General features: G+C 47.6%; 19 protein-coding genes. 9 read left to right on the forward strand and 10 right to left on the reverse strand.

The genetic code is table 11. The features are described from left to right. Window positions 1-91 precede the first annotated feature (91 nt). Both ACYQ2N_RS10340 and ACYQ2N_RS10345 read right to left on the reverse strand, forming a co-directional pair. Window positions 92-1,246 carry a glycosyl hydrolase family 18 protein gene (locus ACYQ2N_RS10340; RefSeq protein WP_459999159.1) on the reverse strand — a complete coding sequence of 385 codons (1,155 nt, stop codon included), beginning with the start codon at window positions 1,244-1,246 and terminating at the stop codon, window positions 92-94. 189 nt (window positions 1,247-1,435) lie between these two features. Beyond that, window positions 1,436-2,152 (reverse strand): N-acetylmuramoyl-L-alanine amidase family protein, encoded by a 717-nt coding sequence (locus ACYQ2N_RS10345; protein WP_459999160.1) that lies wholly within the window; start codon window positions 2,150-2,152, stop codon window positions 1,436-1,438. A gap of 233 nt (window positions 2,153-2,385) precedes the next feature. On the opposite strand from ACYQ2N_RS10345, the gene ACYQ2N_RS10350 reads away from it, so the two are divergent. From ACYQ2N_RS10350 to ftcD, 8 genes are all read left to right on the forward strand, one after another. Next, window positions 2,386-4,446, forward strand: a complete 2,061-nt coding sequence (locus tag ACYQ2N_RS10350; RefSeq protein ID WP_459999161.1) for a transporter substrate-binding domain-containing protein — start codon at window positions 2,386-2,388, stop codon at window positions 4,444-4,446. Between the two features lie 45 nt (window positions 4,447-4,491). Beyond that, on the forward strand, window positions 4,492-5,856 hold the full coding sequence (locus ACYQ2N_RS10355; protein ID WP_459999162.1) for a sigma-54-dependent transcriptional regulator: 1,365 nt from the start codon (window positions 4,492-4,494) through the stop codon (window positions 5,854-5,856). Window positions 5,857-6,084: 228 nt separating this feature from the next. Next, window positions 6,085-7,233 carry an ABC transporter substrate-binding protein gene (locus ACYQ2N_RS10360; RefSeq protein ID WP_459999163.1) on the forward strand — a complete coding sequence of 383 codons (1,149 nt, stop codon included), beginning with the start codon at window positions 6,085-6,087 and terminating at the stop codon, window positions 7,231-7,233. 169 nt (window positions 7,234-7,402) lie between these two features. Beyond that, a complete protein-coding gene (locus ACYQ2N_RS10365; RefSeq protein ID WP_459999164.1) occupies window positions 7,403-8,275 on the forward strand; it encodes a branched-chain amino acid ABC transporter permease in 873 nt (290 codons plus the stop codon). Between the two features lie 15 nt (window positions 8,276-8,290). After that, entirely contained in the window at window positions 8,291-9,397 is a 1,107-nt protein-coding gene (locus ACYQ2N_RS10370) for a branched-chain amino acid ABC transporter permease (protein WP_459999165.1), read from the forward strand. After that, the gene (locus tag ACYQ2N_RS10375) at window positions 9,384-10,163 is read left to right on the forward strand and encodes an ABC transporter ATP-binding protein (protein ID WP_459999166.1); all 780 of its coding nucleotides are present in this window, start codon (window positions 9,384-9,386) and stop codon (window positions 10,161-10,163) included. The genes ACYQ2N_RS10370 and ACYQ2N_RS10375 overlap by 14 nt, the downstream gene beginning before the upstream one ends. Continuing rightward, a complete protein-coding gene (locus ACYQ2N_RS10380; protein ID WP_459999167.1) occupies window positions 10,150-10,854 on the forward strand; it encodes an ABC transporter ATP-binding protein in 705 nt (234 codons plus the stop codon). The genes ACYQ2N_RS10375 and ACYQ2N_RS10380 overlap by 14 nt, the downstream gene beginning before the upstream one ends. A gap of 90 nt (window positions 10,855-10,944) precedes the next feature. Next, the gene (ftcD, locus tag ACYQ2N_RS10385; RefSeq protein ID WP_459999168.1) at window positions 10,945-11,859 is read left to right on the forward strand and encodes a glutamate formimidoyltransferase; all 915 of its coding nucleotides are present in this window, start codon (window positions 10,945-10,947) and stop codon (window positions 11,857-11,859) included. 214 nt (window positions 11,860-12,073) lie between these two features. Here the strand turns inward: ftcD and ACYQ2N_RS10390 are convergent, their stop codons facing one another. From ACYQ2N_RS10390 to metG, 4 genes are all read right to left on the reverse strand, one after another. Next, complete coding sequence (locus tag ACYQ2N_RS10390) at window positions 12,074-13,246, reverse strand: ubiquitin-like domain-containing protein (RefSeq protein ID WP_459999169.1); 1,173 nt, start codon at window positions 13,244-13,246, stop codon at window positions 12,074-12,076. Between the two features lie 188 nt (window positions 13,247-13,434). After that, window positions 13,435-14,226, reverse strand: coding sequence for a G5 and 3D domain-containing protein (locus ACYQ2N_RS10395; RefSeq protein ID WP_459999170.1), 792 nt, complete (start codon window positions 14,224-14,226; stop codon window positions 13,435-13,437). Between the two features lie 71 nt (window positions 14,227-14,297). Continuing rightward, on the reverse strand, window positions 14,298-15,062 hold the full coding sequence (locus ACYQ2N_RS10400) for a TatD family hydrolase (protein WP_459999171.1): 765 nt from the start codon (window positions 15,060-15,062) through the stop codon (window positions 14,298-14,300). Continuing rightward, on the reverse strand, window positions 15,059-17,017 hold the full coding sequence (gene metG / locus ACYQ2N_RS10405; RefSeq protein ID WP_459999172.1) for a methionine--tRNA ligase: 1,959 nt from the start codon (window positions 17,015-17,017) through the stop codon (window positions 15,059-15,061). The genes ACYQ2N_RS10400 and metG overlap by 4 nt, the downstream gene beginning before the upstream one ends. A gap of 236 nt (window positions 17,018-17,253) precedes the next feature. Here metG and ACYQ2N_RS10410 point away from each other — a divergent pair, with 236 nt between their 5' ends. Continuing rightward, the gene (locus ACYQ2N_RS10410) at window positions 17,254-17,529 is read left to right on the forward strand and encodes an AbrB/MazE/SpoVT family DNA-binding domain-containing protein (RefSeq protein ID WP_460000514.1); all 276 of its coding nucleotides are present in this window, start codon (window positions 17,254-17,256) and stop codon (window positions 17,527-17,529) included. 136 nt (window positions 17,530-17,665) lie between these two features. Here the strand turns inward: ACYQ2N_RS10410 and rsmI are convergent, their stop codons facing one another. Genes rsmI through ACYQ2N_RS10430 form a run of 4 tightly spaced genes read right to left on the reverse strand, consistent with a single transcriptional unit; the run spans window position 17,666 to window position 20,438 of the window. Then, entirely contained in the window at window positions 17,666-18,502 is an 837-nt protein-coding gene (gene rsmI / locus ACYQ2N_RS10415) for a 16S rRNA (cytidine(1402)-2'-O)-methyltransferase (protein ID WP_459999173.1), read from the reverse strand. 1 nt (window position 18,503) lies between these two features. Beyond that, on the reverse strand, window positions 18,504-18,809 hold the full coding sequence (locus ACYQ2N_RS10420) for an initiation-control protein YabA (protein ID WP_459999174.1): 306 nt from the start codon (window positions 18,807-18,809) through the stop codon (window positions 18,504-18,506). Then, a complete protein-coding gene (locus ACYQ2N_RS10425) occupies window positions 18,806-19,591 on the reverse strand; it encodes a PSP1 domain-containing protein (protein ID WP_459999175.1) in 786 nt (261 codons plus the stop codon). Before ACYQ2N_RS10425 ends, ACYQ2N_RS10420 begins: the two co-directional genes overlap by 4 nt. Continuing rightward, the gene (locus ACYQ2N_RS10430) at window positions 19,584-20,438 is read right to left on the reverse strand and encodes a DNA polymerase III subunit (protein WP_459999176.1); all 855 of its coding nucleotides are present in this window, start codon (window positions 20,436-20,438) and stop codon (window positions 19,584-19,586) included. The genes ACYQ2N_RS10425 and ACYQ2N_RS10430 overlap by 8 nt, the downstream gene beginning before the upstream one ends. Window positions 20,439-20,441 lie beyond the last annotated feature (3 nt).

Consider the following 20,441-nt stretch of genomic DNA (forward strand, 5'->3'; position numbering starts at 1 on the left):
TTTTTAATTCCCTTCTATCTTAACCAAATCCTCTGCAATATACAAAGAAAACAGGTCTGCAAGTGCAAACCTGTTTTCTTCATTCTACCCACTACTGTTTATTTTTGTTGGTGCCGTAAGTTTTAATCAAGCTGTCCCAAATGCTTTGGTCTTCCATCCCCAAACGCCAAATGGCTACACCATGAAGCTTATGCTGCCGAGCATATTCCATTTTCGGCTGAAGGCTCTTGGCATTCTCAAGATAGACCTCGTGCCGGACTCCATTGGCCGTATAAGCATAGTGCGGCACTTTATTTTCTTCGTCAAATTGTATTTCTACCCCATGTTTCTTTGCCTGTTCTACACTTTGTGCATACGAGAGATATGCAGGGAGATTCGGTTTATTAGAACCCCAGTCGAAAGAGTAGACCGGGAGGCCCATCACAATTTTCTCACGCGGGATTTTTCCGATAGCAAAAGTAATTACACGGTTAACCCAAGCATGTGAGGCAATCGGGCCTTGGCTGGTACCCATTCCGTGTTCATCATAGGTCATGAGTATGATCTGGTCAGCCGCTTTCCCGATGGCTGCATAATCATAGGCACCTGACCATAAATCAGAAGGATAGTCAATAAACTTCGCCGGAATCGAAATATTTAAGACTTTATCTTTGGCGCGCAACGCTTTTTGCAGCTCAGCGACGAAAGCGGAGAAGTTATTGCGATCGCCGGGAGGGGCTTTCTCAATGTCTACGGAAATCCCGTCCCATTTTTCATTCATCGTCAGATTAACAAGGTTATTGATAAAAGTTGACCTTGTCCCTGAATTTGCTAGAACCTTATGCGCCAAATTAGCATCAAAAGTTCCACCGCGCATATTATGCACCAAAGCATAAGCCTTGGCCCCGTTCTTCTGCGCAATATCCTTAACGCCCAGATCGCGCTTCCCTGTTGGGATTACCTTGCCGGAATCATCGAATGTGTACCAGAAAAACGCTACTTCATCCATTAGTTTAATATTTTTGACCATGGAATCCTTAGATCCGGGAATCGAGCCCTCAGCGTCCGTGTAAAATCCCATTACCACCCGTTTCTCGGCCCCAAGCACATCCTGACGGGTTTCAGCCTCGGCCTGCGGCGGCTGGCCAGCCTCAGATGTTTGCGATGGCTGCTGCGGCGGTACAGGAGGTTGGACATTGGTACAGCCCGTTAAGGCAAGAGCCAACAAGAGGGTACTTATCAATAAAAAAGTCAGAAACCGCTTCATATAATTGTTCAACTCCTTCTGTCAGAGATTCGGTTGACTGACTCTATTTTCCCCTCTTGAATTTTCCTTATGTATTTTCTAAGTCGATTTTTGAAATTTAAGTGGTGATTACAAATAGTGGTCAAATTCTTCAGGGTTTAAGTCTCTGATTATAAGATATTTGCACTTAAGTGTTTAAGGATATTCAATTCACGGCAGCCCAAAATATTGAGCAATTCCTTTGGCTATTGCTTTCGCCAATTGATCTTGGTACCAGGATTGCTGAAGTTTGCTGCGCTCGGCGGCATTTGACAGATAGCCTAATTCTATGACTACAGCAGGCATAGCCGTATTGCGAATAATATAAAAGTCGGCCGGTTTGGCAACACGACGGTTCATACCGGGTATTTTTATCAGTTCGCTTTGAATAGTTTCAGCCAATCTCTTACCGGAGTCAGAGCTGAAATGATAAAAAGTTTCCGCTCCGGACTTTTGGGAAGTTATCGCTGCATTGACATGAATACTTACGAATATATCGGCCTTGGCCTGCTGAGCGATGGCAATGCGATAATTCAGATCGATTTGTTTTTTGGTAGTCTTACCCGTTCCGCGATCAGGTGCAAAGTCTTCATCTTCATCCCGGCTTTGAATGACTTCGATTCCGCTCGGTTTGAGAAAATCCCTGATTTTGTTGGCCATTTTTAAGTTAATGTCTTTTTCATAGACCCCCTGTTTGGTAATAGCCCCCGGATCGTACCCGCCATGCCCGGGGTCCAGCATAACCACATGCCGGTCTTTCGCGTAGTTTAAGACAACCGCCGACCCTTGCCAAAACACAGAGAGCACCAAAGCACCCATTACTCCCAGGACAAAAATAACTGCCACCGACTTGAGCCTGCTTCCCGGTATCATGACCAGCCTGCGCATGCATGACCCCCCCGTTTCTTGGCATTGAGACTACTCCTTTAGTAAAAATATGTGGAGCCCAAGTCCATAATACCAAGACCCTGGCCGGGAATCTTTGGGGGAATCTACCACAGAACAGACTAACGTAGAACTGGTGTTCGGGTAAAACGGTTTTTCTCCGTACAGGCTAAAATCCAGAGGGTTAAAGCTCTTACCGTCGAACATATTAGAAATAAAAGCGAGTTTTGTAGGAGATGATTATAACGAAAGCCGTGAGAAAATACTTTAAGCACATAAACAAGGTCTTTAGAACTATGCTTACGATTTACCTGCTCTTTTTGACTGCGTTGTTTAGTTGTGGCATTGCTCCTACTCTTACTCCTACCGCCGGAGCCGAAAAATTAAACCTCAACACCAAGAGCGTCCAAAAAACTATCCGCGTTGGCGGTGACAATAATTATCCGCCCTACGAATTTTTGGACGTTAACGGAATTTATAAGGGATTTAATGTGGATGTCATGCGGGCGATTGGTATTGAACTGGGGCTTGATATTGAAATAACCTCCATGTCCTGGAATGATACTCAAGCTGCCCTGCAGCAAGGGAAGATTGATTTAATCCAAGGCATGACGTATAGCAAGACTCGATCTGCTACCTATGATTTTTCCGATCCTCTGGTAACTAACACTCAGGCTATTTTCGTGCGTTCAGACAACCGTTACATCAATGACTTAGGTGACTTAAAAGCTCAAACGGTAGCTGTCCAGCGCGGAGACATCAGTACGGAAATGTTATCCCAGATCCCCGGAGTACATTTAGTCGAAAGAACCAACCAGGAAGAAGGCCTGTCCGATTTATTGGCAGGTAAAGTGGATGCATTTGTTGGGAACCGTTTAACCGGTCTTTATTTCAGCCAGAAAGAACACAAAACCGAGGAATTGAAAATCGTGGGCGAACCGCTTAATCCTACGGACTATGCGGTTGCCGTACTTAAGGGAAATAAACAGTTACTGGATTTGATCAACCAAGGTATCGCTGCGATCAAGAAGGATGGCACCTATAATAAAATCTATCATAAATGGTTTGGGGAAGAAATTATTGATGAGTCCCGTCTTTTACAGCAACGGCTGACGATTGCCCTACTCGTCGTCGGACTAGCCCTTGTAATTATCCTAATTATTTTCTATTGGAACAGGGCTTTACACCAGAAAGTGGCCGAACATACTCTGTCATTGCGAAAGGTAAACCGAGAACTTCTCAGCCAGAAGGAAGAGGTGGAAAAAAGCAACCGCTTAAAGGAAAAAATTCTGGAAAGCTCGTTGAATGGCATCATCGCCTGTGATGCTTACGGAGTGATTCTTTCCTACAATTCGATGACCCAAAAAATCCTAGGCTTGGATAAAGGCTATCTTGGTCAACCGTTACAAGATTCAGACATAGCGAGTTATTTCGATTCTGAACACGTACGCAGGGCTTTAGAGGATAAACAGATTACAAGGGTGAAAGAGGCTGCCTTTCGAACGCCGGAAGGAGAGGAAAGAATTCTTGCTTATAGCCTGTCCCCGATCCTTAATGCCGAATCTGAGGTAGAAGGGATCGTTATTGGTTTTAGTGATATTACGGAAGAAAAACATCTGCAGGAAAAACTGTATTTGCAGGACAGAATCCAATCTCTCGGGCAGATTGTTGCCGGAGTTGCTCATGAACTAAGAAATCCCCTAACCTCGATTCAGGCTTTTGTGGAACTCATTCCCCAAAAGCTGGGCAACCCGGACTTCAGGGAACAAATTGTGCGCTTTGTTCCCCAGGAAATCCGCCGTTTAAGCCAACTAATTGATAATTTACTCAATTATACCCGCCCGCAACAACTACAGCATCAATCCGTGCCGGTAAAGGATATCACCTCATCGATATTGGCGTTAGTCGAGAATGAGGCCCGCGGAAAGCAGGTTCGTGTGGAGGTGGAAGTCCCTCCACTCCTAAATGTGATGGTAAACCCTCAACAATTGCAGCAAGTTTTTATGAACCTTTTCCTAAATAGCCTCCAATCGCTTCCTACCGGGGGTAAAATTGCGGTTAGAGCCTGGGCCGAAGACGAAGACAAAGTGAGTATTGAAGTTTCGGATAACGGCAAAGGAATATCGGAAAAAGATCTCCTCAAAGTTTTTGAGCCTTTCTTTTCCTTACACAAAGGAGGTACCGGGCTGGGCTTGTTTATCGTTTATAAACTTACAAAAGAGAACAACGGGGAAATTACGATCCAAAGTGCCGAGGGCAAAGGGACAACCGTGACCATGCTTTTTTCCAGGGGGTAATCATCAAGGAACATGTACACAGTACGATAAGATAGGGGGAGTATTATGGCAACGATTTTGGTCATTGACGATGAGGAAGCCATCTGTTCGGCTTTGCGCTTCACCCTGGAAGATGAGTACCAAGTGTTTACCGCATGTGATTCAGGTTCCGCCTTCCAAATCATAAATAATCACAGCATCGATGTGGTTCTGTTGGACCAGCGCCTAGGGCCTGAGGACGGGATGGAAGTCCTGCAGGCAATCCGGATGCAGCACCCACAAACCCTGGTTATTGCCATGACGGCTTATGGCAGTATCGAGTCCTCTGTTGAAGCCATGCAGCGAGGAGCCTACTATTATTTGACCAAACCTTTAGTGATGGCTGAACTAAAGGTTAAAATCCAAAAAGCGCTGGATTATCAAAATCTAAACCGTCAAGTTGCCAACTTATCCCGGGAAGTACAGAACAAATACCTGGACCTGGGGATGATTGGAAGGAGCAAGGCCATTTGCAATGTCTTCGACCAGATAGATAAAATAGTAGACATTGACTCCACTGTGCTAATCAGCGGGGAAAGCGGCACCGGGAAAGAACTGGTGGCCCGCGCTGTTCACTATCTGGGTAAAAGGCAGAAAGCCCCGTTTGAAGCGGTGAACTGTGCCGCCATCCCTGAACAGCTCCTGGAAAGCGAACTTTTCGGTTATGAAAAGGGAGCCTTTACCGGGGCTCTACACACTAAAAAAGGCAGATTCGAACTTGCTAACTTTGGAACCCTGTTTTTGGATGAAATCGCGGAAATGAACCCAATGCTTCAGGCCAAACTGTTGCGGGTGCTGCAAACCCGTGAGATTAACCCCCTGGGCTCAGAAGTCACCAAAACCATAACAGCCAGAATAATTGCTGCGACCAATAAAAACCTCAAAGAGGAAGTAGCTAAAGGAAATTTCCGGGAGGATCTGTTTTTCAGGCTCAACGTGATACCGATTTACCTCCCGCCCTTGCGGGAAAGAAAAGATGATCTGCCAGGCCTGGTCAGACATTTCCTAGCCAAGTATACCATGCAGATGCATAGGGAAATTACAGGATTTTCCCGTGGAGCCGCCCTTATTCTTGAGAACTACAATTTCCCCGGCAATGTCAGGGAACTTGAAAACATCATTGAACGACTGGTTGCATTAAGCCCCGGTCCCCGCATCGAAGTACCGGATTTGCCGCCCGAGCTTCTGGGCGGGATACACAAATTTGCAGCACACAACCCCTGGATACCTATCCAATTTGGGGAACCACTTACTGCTGTAGAAAAGAAAGTAATTCTAGCAACGCTTGACGAACTGAAAGGAAATCGCCGTGAAACGGCCCGTGTTCTTGGCATCAGTGAACGTAATTTGCGTTACAAACTAAAAGACTACGCAGCCACCGCTCAAGTATGACCCGATGTCGGCAAAAATATCCCAACCTGCAAAATTTGCAGGCTTTACGGACAAGGTTTAGGCTTTTCTAAAATCCAAGAGGAAATAAACCGATCATCAACTCCTTATGGGAAGAGGCTTTGTACTGAAAGCCTCTTCCTTCTCTTGTTTTTTATATGGATTTTAAATGGCGCGAATTTTGCAATAAGAAAGGAGCGAATCCGAATTTTATTGAGGGAGGTAAAATCTATGAACCAAGGTTGGACCAAAATTATCGCTCTAGGACTTATTTCGTTGCTCCTTGCCGTTTCCCTAGCCGGGTGTGGTGCTGAATCCACAGCTTCCAGCGGTGACATCGTTATTGCCAGTGCTAATCCCATGACTGGTGACTCGGCTCAATTTGGGGATATGAAGGTCAAAGCCATTCAACTGGCAATCGATGAATTTAACAATGCCGGCGGGCTGAACGGGCGTAAGGCAAAACTTGCCGTCGGGGACGATACCGGCAACCCCAAAGAGGCTCCGAATGTCGCCCAAAAATTCGCCTCTGATTCCAGCATTCTTGCTGTCATCGGCCACTGGAACAGTTCCTGTACTTTAGCAGCCCGCGGCATCTACGACTCAGCCAAGATTCCCGTTATCACTGATTCTGTAAATAAGACGATCACCGACGGAACAACTCCTTATATTTATCGCGTTTCCTTGACTGATACAACACAGGCTACTCAATTAGCGAAATATGCTTACGACAAGATGGGCAAACGCAATGCCGCCGTTCTTTATACCGCAAACGATTTCGGCACAGGCATTAAAACAGATTTTATTAAGGCCTTCACTGAGGCCGGTGGTAAAGTTGTGGCAGAGGAGCAATATTTCGAGGGACAATCCAAAGACTTTAGCCCGCAATTAACAAATATCAAAGGGGAAAATCCGGATCTTCTATTCATCGCGGGCTATTATGTAGAAACCGCCTTAATTGCCCAGCAAGCAGCGACTGCAGGCTTAAATGTCCCTATGCTTGGTACTGACGGAATCAGCTCAGACGAACTGATTAAACTGGGAGGAAAAGCAGTTGAAGGCATAAGATTTACAGGCTTTTTTCACCCCGAGGTTAAATATCCGGGTACCGTAGAATTTGTCCAAGCCTTCAAAGCCAAATATCAAAAAGAACCGGATACCTATGCGGCACTTGCTTATGATTCGGCTAAATTAATCCTGGAAGCTGTTAAGAAAAACGGAGCAACCCGGGAAGGGATTAAAACTTATCTCAGTTCGGTCAAAGATTTTCCCGGTGTAGCAGGCCCAATCAGTTTCGACTCTAAGCATGACGTTACCCGTAAAATCATAATCCTTACGGTTAAAGACGGAAAAATTATCCCCGCAGATCAGCAGCTGTAAGGTGGAAAAATTCTGTTTCCGGAACCCGAAAATTGCTGGCTTTAGAAGAAGGAACGGTGGGAGTCCCTACCCCTACCGTTCCCGGAACTATCTTTTAGTAAAACCTGTGTGTCGTGTTTATATCCCTTAGCAGAATCTTCAACAAGTAATACCGAAGAGGGGTAATGTTATGTTCTTAGATCAGTTAAGTAATGGTTTGGCGATTGGCAGTATTTATGCCCTCACTGCAGTTGGGTTTACAATGGTCTATGGGATCGTCCGATTAATTAATTTCGCCCATGGGGATGTATATATGCTGGGATCTTTTCTGGCATTAACAGCGATCACTGTTTTCCACCTGCCACTGATTCCGGCCTTTTTAATAGGAATGATAGGGGCTGGACTTTTTGGAGTAATACTGGCGCGTTTGGCTTACAAACCTTTGTTCGAAGCACCACGCATTAACCTATTTCTTTCCGCAATTGGGGCGTCAATTTTCCTGGAGAACTTCGCTATGCTGGCCTGGGGGCCGCAAACAAACAGTTTTCCGAAGTTGATCAACAATACGGTCTATCGATTCGCCGGTTTCCCCGTCTCAACCCTCCAACTTGCAATCTTTGGTACAACAGTGGTTTTGGTAATTATCCTTAGTTATATTGTGAATAAAACCAGATTGGGCCGCGCTATGCGCTGCACTGCGCAGGACATGGATGCCGCCCGCCTGATGGGTGTTAACACGAATAGAATTGTCTATATGACATTCGCCTTGGGTTCCGGATTGGGAGCTGCAGCCGGAGTTTTAGTGGGGATGTACTATCAGGCTGTTTTCCCAATGATGGGCTTTATGCCCGGACTTAAAGCCTTTATTGCAGCCGTCTTAGGAGGCATCGGCAGTATCCCCGGCGCTATGCTCGGAGGACTTATTATGGGGATTTCTGAGACGTTCGGTGCAGCCTATATTTCTTCCGGCTATAGGGATGGCATCGCTTTTATCATCCTGATCATCATTTTATTATTTAAACCCTCGGGCTTGCTTGGCAAAGCTCAGCAGGAAAAGGTCTAAAGGAGGGAAGAGTGCATGCAGAACCTCTTGCGAATTTTATTAACTTTAGCGGCGGGGGGAATAACTCTATATATTTTAATTCGGTTTGGCTCCTATATTTTCGACTTGATAACTTACAAAATAGTTAACCTTTCCAAAGGACCCCGTTTGGCAGCCGTATTGGGAGGCCTTATCATTTTATTAGCTCTGCCTTTTATGATTGGCAACATGCCCTATCTTTTTCGGACGGTTATTATTATTACTTTGTATATTGTCCTAGCTCTTAGCCTCAACTTAGTCATTGGTTTTGCGGGACAATTATCCATGGGCCATTCTGCTTTTTATGGAATCGGGGCGTATACAACTGCCCTTTTGACGGTTGAGGCCAAGTGGTCCTTTTGGCTGGCTTTATTAGCAAGTGCTGTGGTTGCCTCTCTGTTTGGTTTTTTGTTGGGAATACCTACTTTGCGCTTAAAAGGGGACTATCTAGCCATTGCCACGATAGGCTTTAGCGAACTGGTACGTCTGGTATTAATCAACTGGGTTGGTTTTACCCGGGGTCCCGCGGGCATACCGGGAATACCAATGCCCAGCATACTCGGATATAAGATTCATACAAATATAGGTTATTACTATATTATTTTGGCTTTGATGCTGTTGACGGTAGTCATTTCCAGTCGCTTGCTCAATTCTCGCCTGGGCAGAGGCCTGGTTGCGATTAGAGACGATGAAATTGCGGCCGAGGCTATGGGGATTAACCCAACGACGTTAAAAATAATGGCTTTCGTGCTCGGGGCAGCGATTGCCGGAGCAGCGGGAAGTTTCTTTGCTTCCTATATCCATTATGTTAATCCGGATAATTTTACCTATGTGGAATCGGTAGCAATTCTGTGCATGGTGGTTCTGGGGGGGAGCGGATCAATTCCGGGTGTTATTGCCGGGGCAATCATTCTGGCTTCCTTGCCAGAGTTTTTACGCGACATTTCCACTTACCGTTATGCCATTTATGGTATGCTGCTTATCCTAATGATGATCAACCGCCCTCAGGGTATGATTGGCATGGAATTGTTGAAAGGGAAAATCAAACCAAAATCTATCCGACTGAGTTTAAAGAAGGGGGGCCGCTCCCATGCCAATTCTTGAAGCACGTCAAGCCACTAAAGCGTTTGGCGGACTTGTTGCGGTTGATCATGTGGATATGAGCATGGACAAGGGGAATATCATCGGTCTGATTGGCCCCAATGGTGCGGGTAAGACAACCTTTTTCAATCTCTTGACAGGGGTTTATACGATGACTTCCGGTGAACTTCTGTACAACGGACAACCACTGGGGCAACTTAAACCCTACCAGATTACCGCTCGGGGGATTGCCCGCACTTTTCAAAATATCCGCCTGTTCAAAACCATGACTGTGTTGGAAAACGTGATGGTGGGGCAATTTTCGCGCACCAAAGCCAATTTGTGGGATACCCTGGTTCATACACCTAAATTTAAGAAAGAAGGAAACGAATCTCGGGCCAAAGCAATGGAGCTCTTGGATTTTATCGGTTTAGCCGACCTCCATGACGAGATCGCTGCTAATCTCTCCTATGGCAACCAGCGCAGAGTAGAGATAGCCAGAGCTTTGGCAGCTGAACCGGAAGTATTATTGCTTGATGAACCGGCAGCAGGGATGAACACACAGGAGAAAAAAGAAATCATTCAATTAATCAGCCGCATTCGCGACCAAGGTCTATCAATTCTCCTGATTGAGCACGACATGAAATTAGTGATGGAAATATCTGAGCGGGTAATCGTACTTGACCATGGGATAAAAATTGCCGAGGGATTACCTCAAGAAGTGCAGCAAAATGAAAAGGTAATTACCGCTTATCTGGGGAAAAGGGGGGATAAGAATGCTAACCATTGAAGGATTAAACACTTTTTATGGAAGCATTCACGCCTTGAAAGGCATCTCTCTGCAAATCAACGAGGGGGAAATAGTCACTCTGATTGGTAACAATGGGGCCGGAAAAACAACTACATTGAAAGCTATTTCCGGACTTTTACGACCTACAGAAGGTAAAATTACTTTTAAGGGACAGGATATCACCAAAGAACGAAGTGATAAGATTGTGGGCATGGGTATTATCCATGTGCCCGAAGGCCGGAAGATATTCTCAGATCTCTCTGTGGCAGAAAATCTGATGATGGGAGCCTACTTGCGTCGGGACAAAGATGGCGTAAACAGTGATTTTGAGAGAGTATATAAAGTTTTCCCCCGATTAAAAGAACGGGAAAAACAATTAGGAGGAACATTAAGCGGAGGAGAACAACAGATGCTGGCTATAGGACGGGCGATGATGTCGCGGCCACATTTATTAATGCTTGATGAGCCTTCAATGGGTTTGGCACCCATTGTTGTTGAGGAAATTTTTAATACCGTTGGAGAATTGAATCGGCAGGGAATAACAATCCTGGTTGTCGAGCAAAATGCCAACCTCGCCTTATCTATTGCAGATAAAGCTTTTGTTATGGAAACGGGGGAAATAACTTTAGCCGGGGATGCCGAGATCCTTATGCATGATGACCGGGTACGCAAAGCCTACCTAGGGGAATAAAGATGTCTTAACTTTTCACGCTGCACTAGCTGCATGAATAACTGTTGCAGCGTAAATTAATCAATTAGCTGTACAGAAAGGATGATTATTATGGCACAGTATATCCATGCTGTCCCTAATTTCAGTGACGGGCGGCGCAAAGAAGTTATTGAATCAGTCGTAGGAGTATTCAGAGATACACCGGGCGTAAGGTTGATTGATTATTTTCCGGATGCGGATTTTAACCGGACGGTCGTTGAAGTTATTGGCAAACCTGAACCTTTGAAAGAAACTCTTCTAAAGATGGCCGGCGTATCGATCCGTCTTATCAACATGGAAGAACAATCCGGAAGCCACCCACGCATTGGAGCCCAGGATACAATCCCGATTTTTCCATTGAAAAATATTACTTTAGAGGAATGTACAGCTCTAGCTGAAGAAATTGGACAAGAAGTATATCATCTTTATCAGGTACCTGTTTTCTTTTCCGGAGAAAATGCGCGTACGCCCGAAAGAAAAAGCCTAGACTTTATCAGAGCCGGTCAGTTCGAAGGATTGAAAAAAGTTGTTCATCTACCGGAAAGGGCTCCGGATATTGGCCCGGCAGCCTTACACCCTACAGCCGGTGCGGTGATCGTCAGTGCAGGGGAAAGCGGATTGGTCGCGTTTAACGTGATCCTGGCAACTCCGGATGTAAATATAGCTAAAGCCATAGCCAAGATCGTCCGCGGCCCGAGCGGCGGATTCTCTACGGTACGTGCTGTAGGTCTCAAGTTTGAGGACCGCAACCAGGTGGCCGTGTCCATGAATATGTTTGACTATGTAAAAACCCCGCTCTACCGCACGTATGAACTGGTCAAATTAGAAGCGGCCCGCTACGGGGTGTCCGTGGTCGGGACTGAACTCGTGGGAACCTTGCCTCAAGAGTCTTTGATAAATTCGTTGGAGTATTTCCTTCAGTTGGAACACTTTAAGCGCGAGCAGATTTTGGAAAATAACCTGTTAGGAATCGATATGGAAGCTTAACAAGACAATGGGACTAAGCTTGAAATCCATAGCTGCTGTAACCCTAACACAAATAAGCGATCCCACGGAATATACACCTCCGTGGGATTTTTGTTCGGGCTCGGCTAACGCTCCGTAAAGGGGTTGTACCCCCCAAAAATTCAAGGACTCTTACGAAAAAACGTGAGGCTTGTTCAACCATGAACAGCCTCACGTTTTATATAATCCGTCTTACTTACTGTACATACACAATGACATAGCGCACTCCCCATGACCTAGCTGCTTCTTCCGAATCCATATACAAATCGATCCGGTTTCCTTTGATAGCTCCGCCGACATCAAGCGCCTCAGCCTGACCATATCCGTCAACGTAAACTTTGCTCCCCAGCGGGATCACCCGCGGGTCAACGGCCACAACACCCCAGCGCACCGCAGCACCGGTGGCAGTGCGTCCACCAGGCTCACAATAAGCGGTAGCCTTCACCTTGTAAGCCCGCTTAAAATTCACCACGGTGCCACCCCGGGAAATCGAGGTCTGTGCTCCTCTTGACACCACTTGATTGACCGGAGCCAAGGCTACGCGTTGGGCCATGACTTGCCGGTCAACTTCCTTGCCGTCCTCTAAGACCAGCTTCACAGTCTGCTCCTGCAGCCCGTTAGCGCCCCGTTTAAGCACCTTGTCCGGAAGCCCAACTGGAAAATCCGCAGCTTGAGCCACGGTTTGATAAGGTATTTCTGTTTTAACACTTTCGATTTTCTCAACGACCCTAACTACCTGCACCCGGTCGTTAGGCGCAAGCATATGATCCAGCGGCAGAGAAACCTTATCTAGGGAACCTACCGTAATATTTAATTTGGTCAAAGCTTCCGCTACCAAGCGTGGAGCTAAGTATGTATCATATTCCTTGCCATCGGCCTGCACATGAATAGAAATTGAGCGCTGGACTGCTAGCTCTGTCCCTGCCGGGAGAGTGTCCGAGCGGGGCAGATTTACCTCGTCAACTTCTTTCAGGTCTAAATTATAACGTCCAGATAAATCAGTCAGAGCTTCTCCGACAGTCGCGGCAACCGTGCGGGTTTCATATGTTTTGCCATCTACCGTTAGCTTAACAGGAACACTGCGGGTAACCTGGACAACCATTCCTTTGCTTAGGCGCGTTCCCCGGGAGGGTGCCACCGCATCTTCCGGGTAAATGCCAAGGCGGGAATGTTCCAGTGCCCCTCCGACCGTGTTAAAGATTGTTCTTACATTCTTGGTTTGACCGTCAATTTCTACACTCATGCTCTTCAACTGAACCAAAACCGGGGTAATGAGCAATGCCAACAAGGCTAGACCGGCGAGGGCAAGCTTGACTTTGCCAAAGCGGCGGATCAGGGTCATCACCCTAATCCTGGTCTGTCCCAACATCTAATCGCTTCACTCCTCAAATCTTTTTTTCTAACTTTCTGCCCCTCAATCCAGTGAGTTTACCTCTTGAAAACGTGCATGATATCCTTTTATTTCCATATATATCCTGCAACTTCATTGTAACGGATCAGTGGTCTGTTGTCAAAGCTAAGGTGTAAAAGTAAAAAGGTAACATTTGTCGAAACACTTCAGTTATTTTTGAGGAGAAAGACCTGAACTGGGCGTCTGCCCCATTCTAAGGCCCGGTTGAGCGAGGAAAAAAAGACGTCTACTTTTTGCCCCTTAATTGCTCCCCCGGTATCAGCAGCGATGGCATACCCATATCCCTCAACATAAACTTTGCTGCCCAAAGGGATCACTTTCGGATCCACGGCGATCAGGCCTTCGTGCGGGTAAACGCCGGTTGCAGTGCGATTGCCGGTATATGTATAAGCGGTAGCCTCCATCACAAATGAGCGGCTTATCTCAAGCTTGCTTATATCGACCTGTTCTCCGCTAACGGGCTTGGTGTTTCTGATTACTACCCTTTTCTTGGGCGCGTTGAGGATAAATTCATTAACCACATACTCTTCATTAACTTCTCCATTAACTAAAATACTCTTAACGACCCGGCGCTGCATTCCTTTTTGCCCTTCCTCCAGTATCCTGCTCATCCCCGGCGGAATCTTGTTCGTTTCCCGGAACTCCGTGGGGGCATTCACGGGTACATCTTCCAGGCGTATTTCTGTTGTAATCCTCTCAACCGGATTAAGCGGAGCGTTGGTGCTCTCCTGTTCAAGTGGAGGCAGCACATAGGGCACTGCTAACGTTTCGCTTTTAGGTAGCATGCTTGTCGGAATTGTCAAGGGAATCTGACCCAGGGATGAATTAGCCAACACACTCGTTCCTGCTACCAGCAGTGCTGTTCCTCCCAGATATGAACTCCAAAACTGGGTCTGACGCCAATAATCAGCAAAAGGCGTAATAGGCAACGAATACATTAATTTCCCCCCTTGCTTCAATCTATGAAGACAAGGGGGGAAAAATTACTTTTTGCCAATTATTGTTATGATTAATGCCGTGTAAACAGCGTTTCCGCATTACGCCAGGCTTGGGCGGCAACTTCCTCCAGGGACATGTTTCTAGCCCGGGCCAGCCGTACAACCACTTCCCGCACATATGCCGGTTCGTTGCGTTGGCCGCGATACGGTTCCGGAGTAAGATAAGGGGCGTCTGTCTCAACCAGGAAACGGTCGTGCGGCACTTTTTCAGCTACCTCTACTGTCTGGCGGGCATTCTTGTACGTCAGCGGCCCAGCAAAAGAGAGGTAAAAACCCAAATTCAGGAGGAGCTTGGCCATCTCCCAGGAGCCGGAGTAGGTATGAAACACACCCCCATGCTTGGGCTTGTGTTCCTTAACGATTTTATAGACATCCTCATGTGCGTCCCTGTTATGGATTATGATTGGCAAACCTGCCTGGTCAGCGAGTTCTATTTGATGGATAAACGCCGCCTGCTGCAAAGTGCGGGGAGAAAGATCACGGTAATAGTCAAGTCCGATTTCCCCCCAGGCCACAACCTTAGGATCTTCAGCTAGCTGTAGGAGGGTATCCCAGGCTAAGTCAGAGGCTTCCTTGGCATCATGCGGGTGAATCCCTACCGCCGCATAGATAAAGTCATATACCCGGGCCAGATTGACTGAGCGTTCAGAGGAGGGCAAGTCATAGCCAACATTGAGGATACGGGTAACCTCAGCAGCCTGCGCCCGCTTTAACATTTTAGCAAAATCTTCCCGGAAGCGGGGATCATCCACATGAGCATGAGTATCCCAGATCATTTGACTTGTGCGCCTCCCGGCAAATCCTTATCCAGAGTGAGCACTTCCAGAGCGCCTCCGTGCGAAGCCGCCAAAATCATCCCCTGCGAAGTAATCCCTCTAAGCTTGGCAGGTTTAAGATTAGCAACCACCACAACTTTGCGCCCTACTAAATCCTCCGGAGCGTAATGCTGCGCAATTCCGGAAACCACTGTGCGCACTTCCCCTGCTACCTCCAGTTCCAGCCTGAGAAGTTTATCTGTTTTCTCCACTTTCTCCACACTGACAACTTTAGCCACACGGAAGTCAAGCTTCGCAAAATCCTCAATACTTACTTCTTCCTTGACCGGCTCAAACTCAGGGATAGGCTGAATACTTGTATCCTTTGCTGCACTCTCCGCTAGTGTCGTCTTATTTTCTGCATCCATGTCTTCATTCTCTCCTTCTAGCAACTGTGAAATATCTACACGCGGGAAGAGCGGCTCTCCTTTTTTCACTCTCGTGCCGGGAGCCACAATACCCCACAGGCTCGCTTCCTCCCATTTGCCGACATCGCGGCCGATGAGAGCGCTGACTTTTGGCGCTAGTCCCGGCATAAACGGAGCGCACAGAATGTTAAGGATGCGAATCTCTTCCACAAAATTATACAGCACCGTATCGAGCCGCCCCTCCTGCCCCCCCTGTTTGGCCAAGGACCAGGGAGCAGTCTCATCCACATATTTATTGCAGCGGGCCACGAGGCGCCAGATCTGTTCCAGCGCTCCGGCAGGATCGAACGCGTCCATTCTTGCTTCCACACCGGCTTTGACCTCAAGGCTTAAAGCTTTTAACCCCTGTTCGAGAGGGGTGTCAGGGCCGGGCTCAGGCACAATCCCCCCGCGGTATTTCACAACCATGGCCAGGCTGCGGGAAACAAAATTTCCGAGGTCATTGGCCAAGTCGCTGTTTAAGCGTTCGACCAGGGCATCCTCGGAATACGTTCCGTCAGTGCCCACCTGCATTTCCCTCAGCAGGAAATAACGGATAGCGTCAGATCCGTAGCGCCGGATTAGTTCAAACGAATCCTGCACATTGCCGCGGGACTTGGAGATTTTGCCCCCTTCTTTACTCAAAAACCAACCGTGTCCATACACCACCTTGGGCAATGGCGCGCCTAAAGCCAACAGAATAATAGGCCAGATTACCGCGTGAAAACGCACAATGTCTTTGCCCATCAAATGCACGTCAGCCGGCCAGTAATGTCCATATTTTTCCCCTTCTGAATAGCCCAAGGCTGAGATATAATTGATAAGGGCATCAAGCCAGACATACACTACATGCTTCTGATCGAAGGGCACCTGAATTCCCCACTGGAAAGTAGTGCGGGAAACGCAGAGGTCTTCCAAGCCGCTTTCGATAAAGCGGATCATTTCATTACGACGCGATGCCGGTTGAATAAACTCCGGATTCGCCCTGATATGAGCGAGAAGGCGCTCTTGGTACTTGGAAAGGCGGAAGAAATAGCTTTCCTCTTTGAGCAGCTCTACTTCCCGTCCGCAGTCCGGATTCGGGCATTTCCCGTCAACCACCTTGTTTTCAGTCCAGAAGGTCTCACACGGGGTGCAGTACCAGCCCTCATACTCAGATTTATAAATATCCCCCTGTTCATACAGGCGGGCAAATATCTCCTGCACAACCTTATGATGGCGTTCCTCAGTGGTACGAATAAAATCATCATTGGAGATATCTAAAAGCTGCCACAGCTCTTGGAATCGTTCTACAACCCCGTCCACATATTCTTTGGGGTTCATCTTCTTACCTTCAGCCGTACGCACAATCTTCTGGGCATTTTCGTCCGTACCTGTGAGGAAATAAACATCATCTCCCCGCAGCCTGTGGTACCGGGCCAAAGCATCAGCCGCAATCGTGGTGTAGGCCGTGCCGATATGCGGCGAAGAATTCGGATAAAAAATAGGTGTTGTTATGTAATATTTCACCTTGCAGCATCCCCCTTGTAGATATAGAAATTTTCACCTTGTTCCTTTACCCATGATGACATTTTGTGCTCAAAGCAGCCTATTTTCTGCCTTACACGCCATTTTCGTTTAATAATATCACTTTTAGGGACAAATGAAAAATATAGATAAAAATGGTTGACTTTTAATGGAACCATTGGTATCATAAGGGTGATGCTTCCTGTCGAAAGATGTTGTAAAAGGAGTGGTCATTTGTGATGAAATCAACTGGAATCGTGAGAAAGGTAGACGAACTCGGTCGAGTCGTATTGCCAATTGAACTCCGCCGCACCCTGGGAATCGACGAAAAAGACGCTTTAGAGATCTATGTCGATCAGGAGAAAATTATCCTCAAAAAATACGAGCCTGCTTGTGTTTTTTGTGGCAATGCGAGCGACGTTCAAATCTTCAGAGGTAAGAATGTCTGCCGCGAGTGCGCAGCAGCTATGGGCGAATCTGTCGCCGAAACCTCTGTTGACACCAAAGCTGTCTGATTGACTTAAATCTGCAGATTTCCACATCCCTGATCCTAATAGGCACTGTTCTGAAGAGTACATAGAAATTCAGACTTGCATCCTAAGATCAGTTAAGAAGGTCCGAAGCCCCTAACAAGGCAGCGGGCCTTTTTAATTATTTCTCTTGCTCGATTAGACTGCGGTAGACCTCGCGCTTGCTCACCCCATAACGTTTCGCAACTTCTTTCATCGCTTCCTGGCGTGCCAGACCGGCAGCGACTGCTTCCTCCACTTCAGACCGCCAGCTTTCCGGCCCCCCGCTCGGCCGCTGTGCCTCATAGGGCGCGACCATAATACAGCACTCTCCTCGGGGAGGAGTACCCTTGAACTCTGCAATTAGTTCCGTTAAAGTCCCCTGGTGCACGCTCTGATGCAATTTTGTCAGTTCGCGCACAACCCTTGCCTCTCTCGCACCCATCACGGCTTCCATCTCTGTCAGCACAGCTACGAGACGGTGCGGTGCCTCGTAAAAAATCTGGGTAAACGGTAACACGGCAAACTCCACCAGAGCCCGCCGCCGCGGCCCCGCCTGGGCAGGCAGAAAACCATGGAAAAGGAAATTTGACGTTGGCATTCCAGATAGAACCAGGGCCGTGAGAGCAGCATTCGGTCCGGGCAGCACGTCTACCTTGATCCCTTCCTCCCGGCAGAGCCGGATCACCTCAAAACCAGGGTCGGAAATTCCGGGCATGCCCGCATCTGAAATCAGGGCCACAGCCTGGCCTTCTTTAAGCCTGGCCACCAATTCCTGGGCTTTTCCTTTTTCATTATGCTCATGATAACTCGTAAGCGGAGTCGTTATCCCGTAATGCTTAAACAGGATGCCCGAATGCCGCGTATCCTCAGCCGCCACCACATCCGCTTCCCGCAAAGTCTCAAGAACCCTCAGCGTAATATCCTTCAGATTCCCGATCGGCGTCGCACATACGTACAGAGTACCTTTTTCCAGCATACTAATCCTTCCTCAAAAACCCCATACAGAACAGGCAGTCCCCTTCCAAAGGCTGCCCAAAGTGCAAGTGGCAGACATGGAATCCGTCATCATAGAGACGGAGCAAGTTCTCGTGCGCTACATTCTGAATCCGCTCGGCATTAGCGATAACCCTTTCCGTTTCCTGGGCAGGTAGAGCGGCTTCCCGCTTAAGCCTCATATTTTCTTCTTCGAGCACTTGCACATAAGAGCGCAGGCTCTGCACCTCGCGCAAAACAGAAGCCAAAAGTTCTTCTATCTCCACCAGTGCCTGGGTCAATTGGCTCATGCTTTCTCACTCTTTCCTTTCTGCTTGTCCCCTTTCCTGTGATACTGCTGTCTCGCAGAAGAAACGGCTGGCACCGCCTCTTTATCAGGTACCACTTCCTCCACCAGTTCGGGCACGTCTTCTGCCCCTTCTCTATTATCACAGCCATAGCAACCATTCTCATACTTTAAGCAGCACATTAAACGACCGCAAATCCCGGAAATCTTAGTAGGATTAAGAGAAAGCTTCTGATCCTTGGCCATGCGGATTGAGACAGGTTCAAAATCCCCTAAGAAGGAAGAACAACAGAGTATCCGCCCACAGGAACCGATCCCCCCCAGCATCTTCGCTTCGTCTCTGACCCCGATTTGCCTCAATTCAATGCGGGTGCGGAAAACTGCGGCCAAGTCTTTGACCAGTTCCCGGAAATCCACCCTTCCTTCCGCTGTAAAAGAAAAAATAATCTTATTCCCGTCAAAGGTGTATTCTACATCAATTAACTTCATCGGCAACTTGTGATCGGTTATCTTCTTTAAGCAAATCTGCAAAGCTTCCTTTTCCTTGGCTCTGTTATGCTCGACTATACGCTCATCCTCCGCCCCCGCTTTGCGGATAACCTGCTTTAGCGGCAACACTATTTCTTCCTCGCTCACAGAACGGGGAGAGATCACGATTTCCCCAAACTCAACCCCTCTGGCAGTCTCAACGATCGCTTTGTCCCCTACTCCAAGCTGCAAATCCCCGGGTGAAAAATAATAAATTTTGCCGGCAGCCCTAAAGCGTACTCCTACAACTTCAATCACCAATTTTTCCTCCCTGCTGGAATAATCGCAATGCCAACACTTCGATCACCAATCTGGAATTGGCCTGCTGCAGTGCTGCCAAAGCTTCGCGAACAGCAAGCAGTGCAGGAACAGACCCACTTTCCTGAATAATCTCTTTTTCTAACTCAACGGCAAGAGCCTGTAAATAAAGGGAAGCTTCCTCATTCTCGACCGGAAACAGCGGAAACAAAGCCACAAAATCCTGGTCTGCCACCGCCCGCCTAAACTTTCCGATCCATTCCACGACTTTAGCCGGACCATGCCGCTTAATCTCCTCTGCCAGAGCGTGCATACCGCCGCTGAGCCTTAAGGCTTCTTCCCATTCCGGCTCAGCTACCCCTGCCTGCGTAGACCCAAACCCTGATTCCGGGAAGTATAAGAGCTGAGCCCGGCTGCGCACTGTCGGCAAGAGCCTTTCCGCATTGTGCGCACTTATGATTATCACAGTTTGCCCGGGAGGCTCCTCCACTACTTTTAAGAGAGCGTTAGCGGCCGGAGCGGTCATCGAATCAGCCTGTTCGATCAAGGAAACCTTGTACTCTCCTTCATAATTCTTGCGGTAAACCGTTTCCTGCCAGGCAAGAATCTGCTCTATCCCTAAACTTACTTTAAGCGGTTCCAGAATAAAAACATCCGGGTGGTTGCCGCTTTGGATCTTGCGGCAGGAAGGACAACGATAACAAGGCTTCCCCATCTCTCTGCAATTAAGGATCATGGCCAGATGCAGGGCAAACTCCCGTCTCTCCCGAGGGCTGCCGCCATGAAAAATATAAAAGTGCCCCATCCGTTCTGAACGAGCAGCCGCTTCCAGCAATTCTTTGTTCATATA

Source organism: Paradesulfitobacterium aromaticivorans (assembly GCF_054657415.1).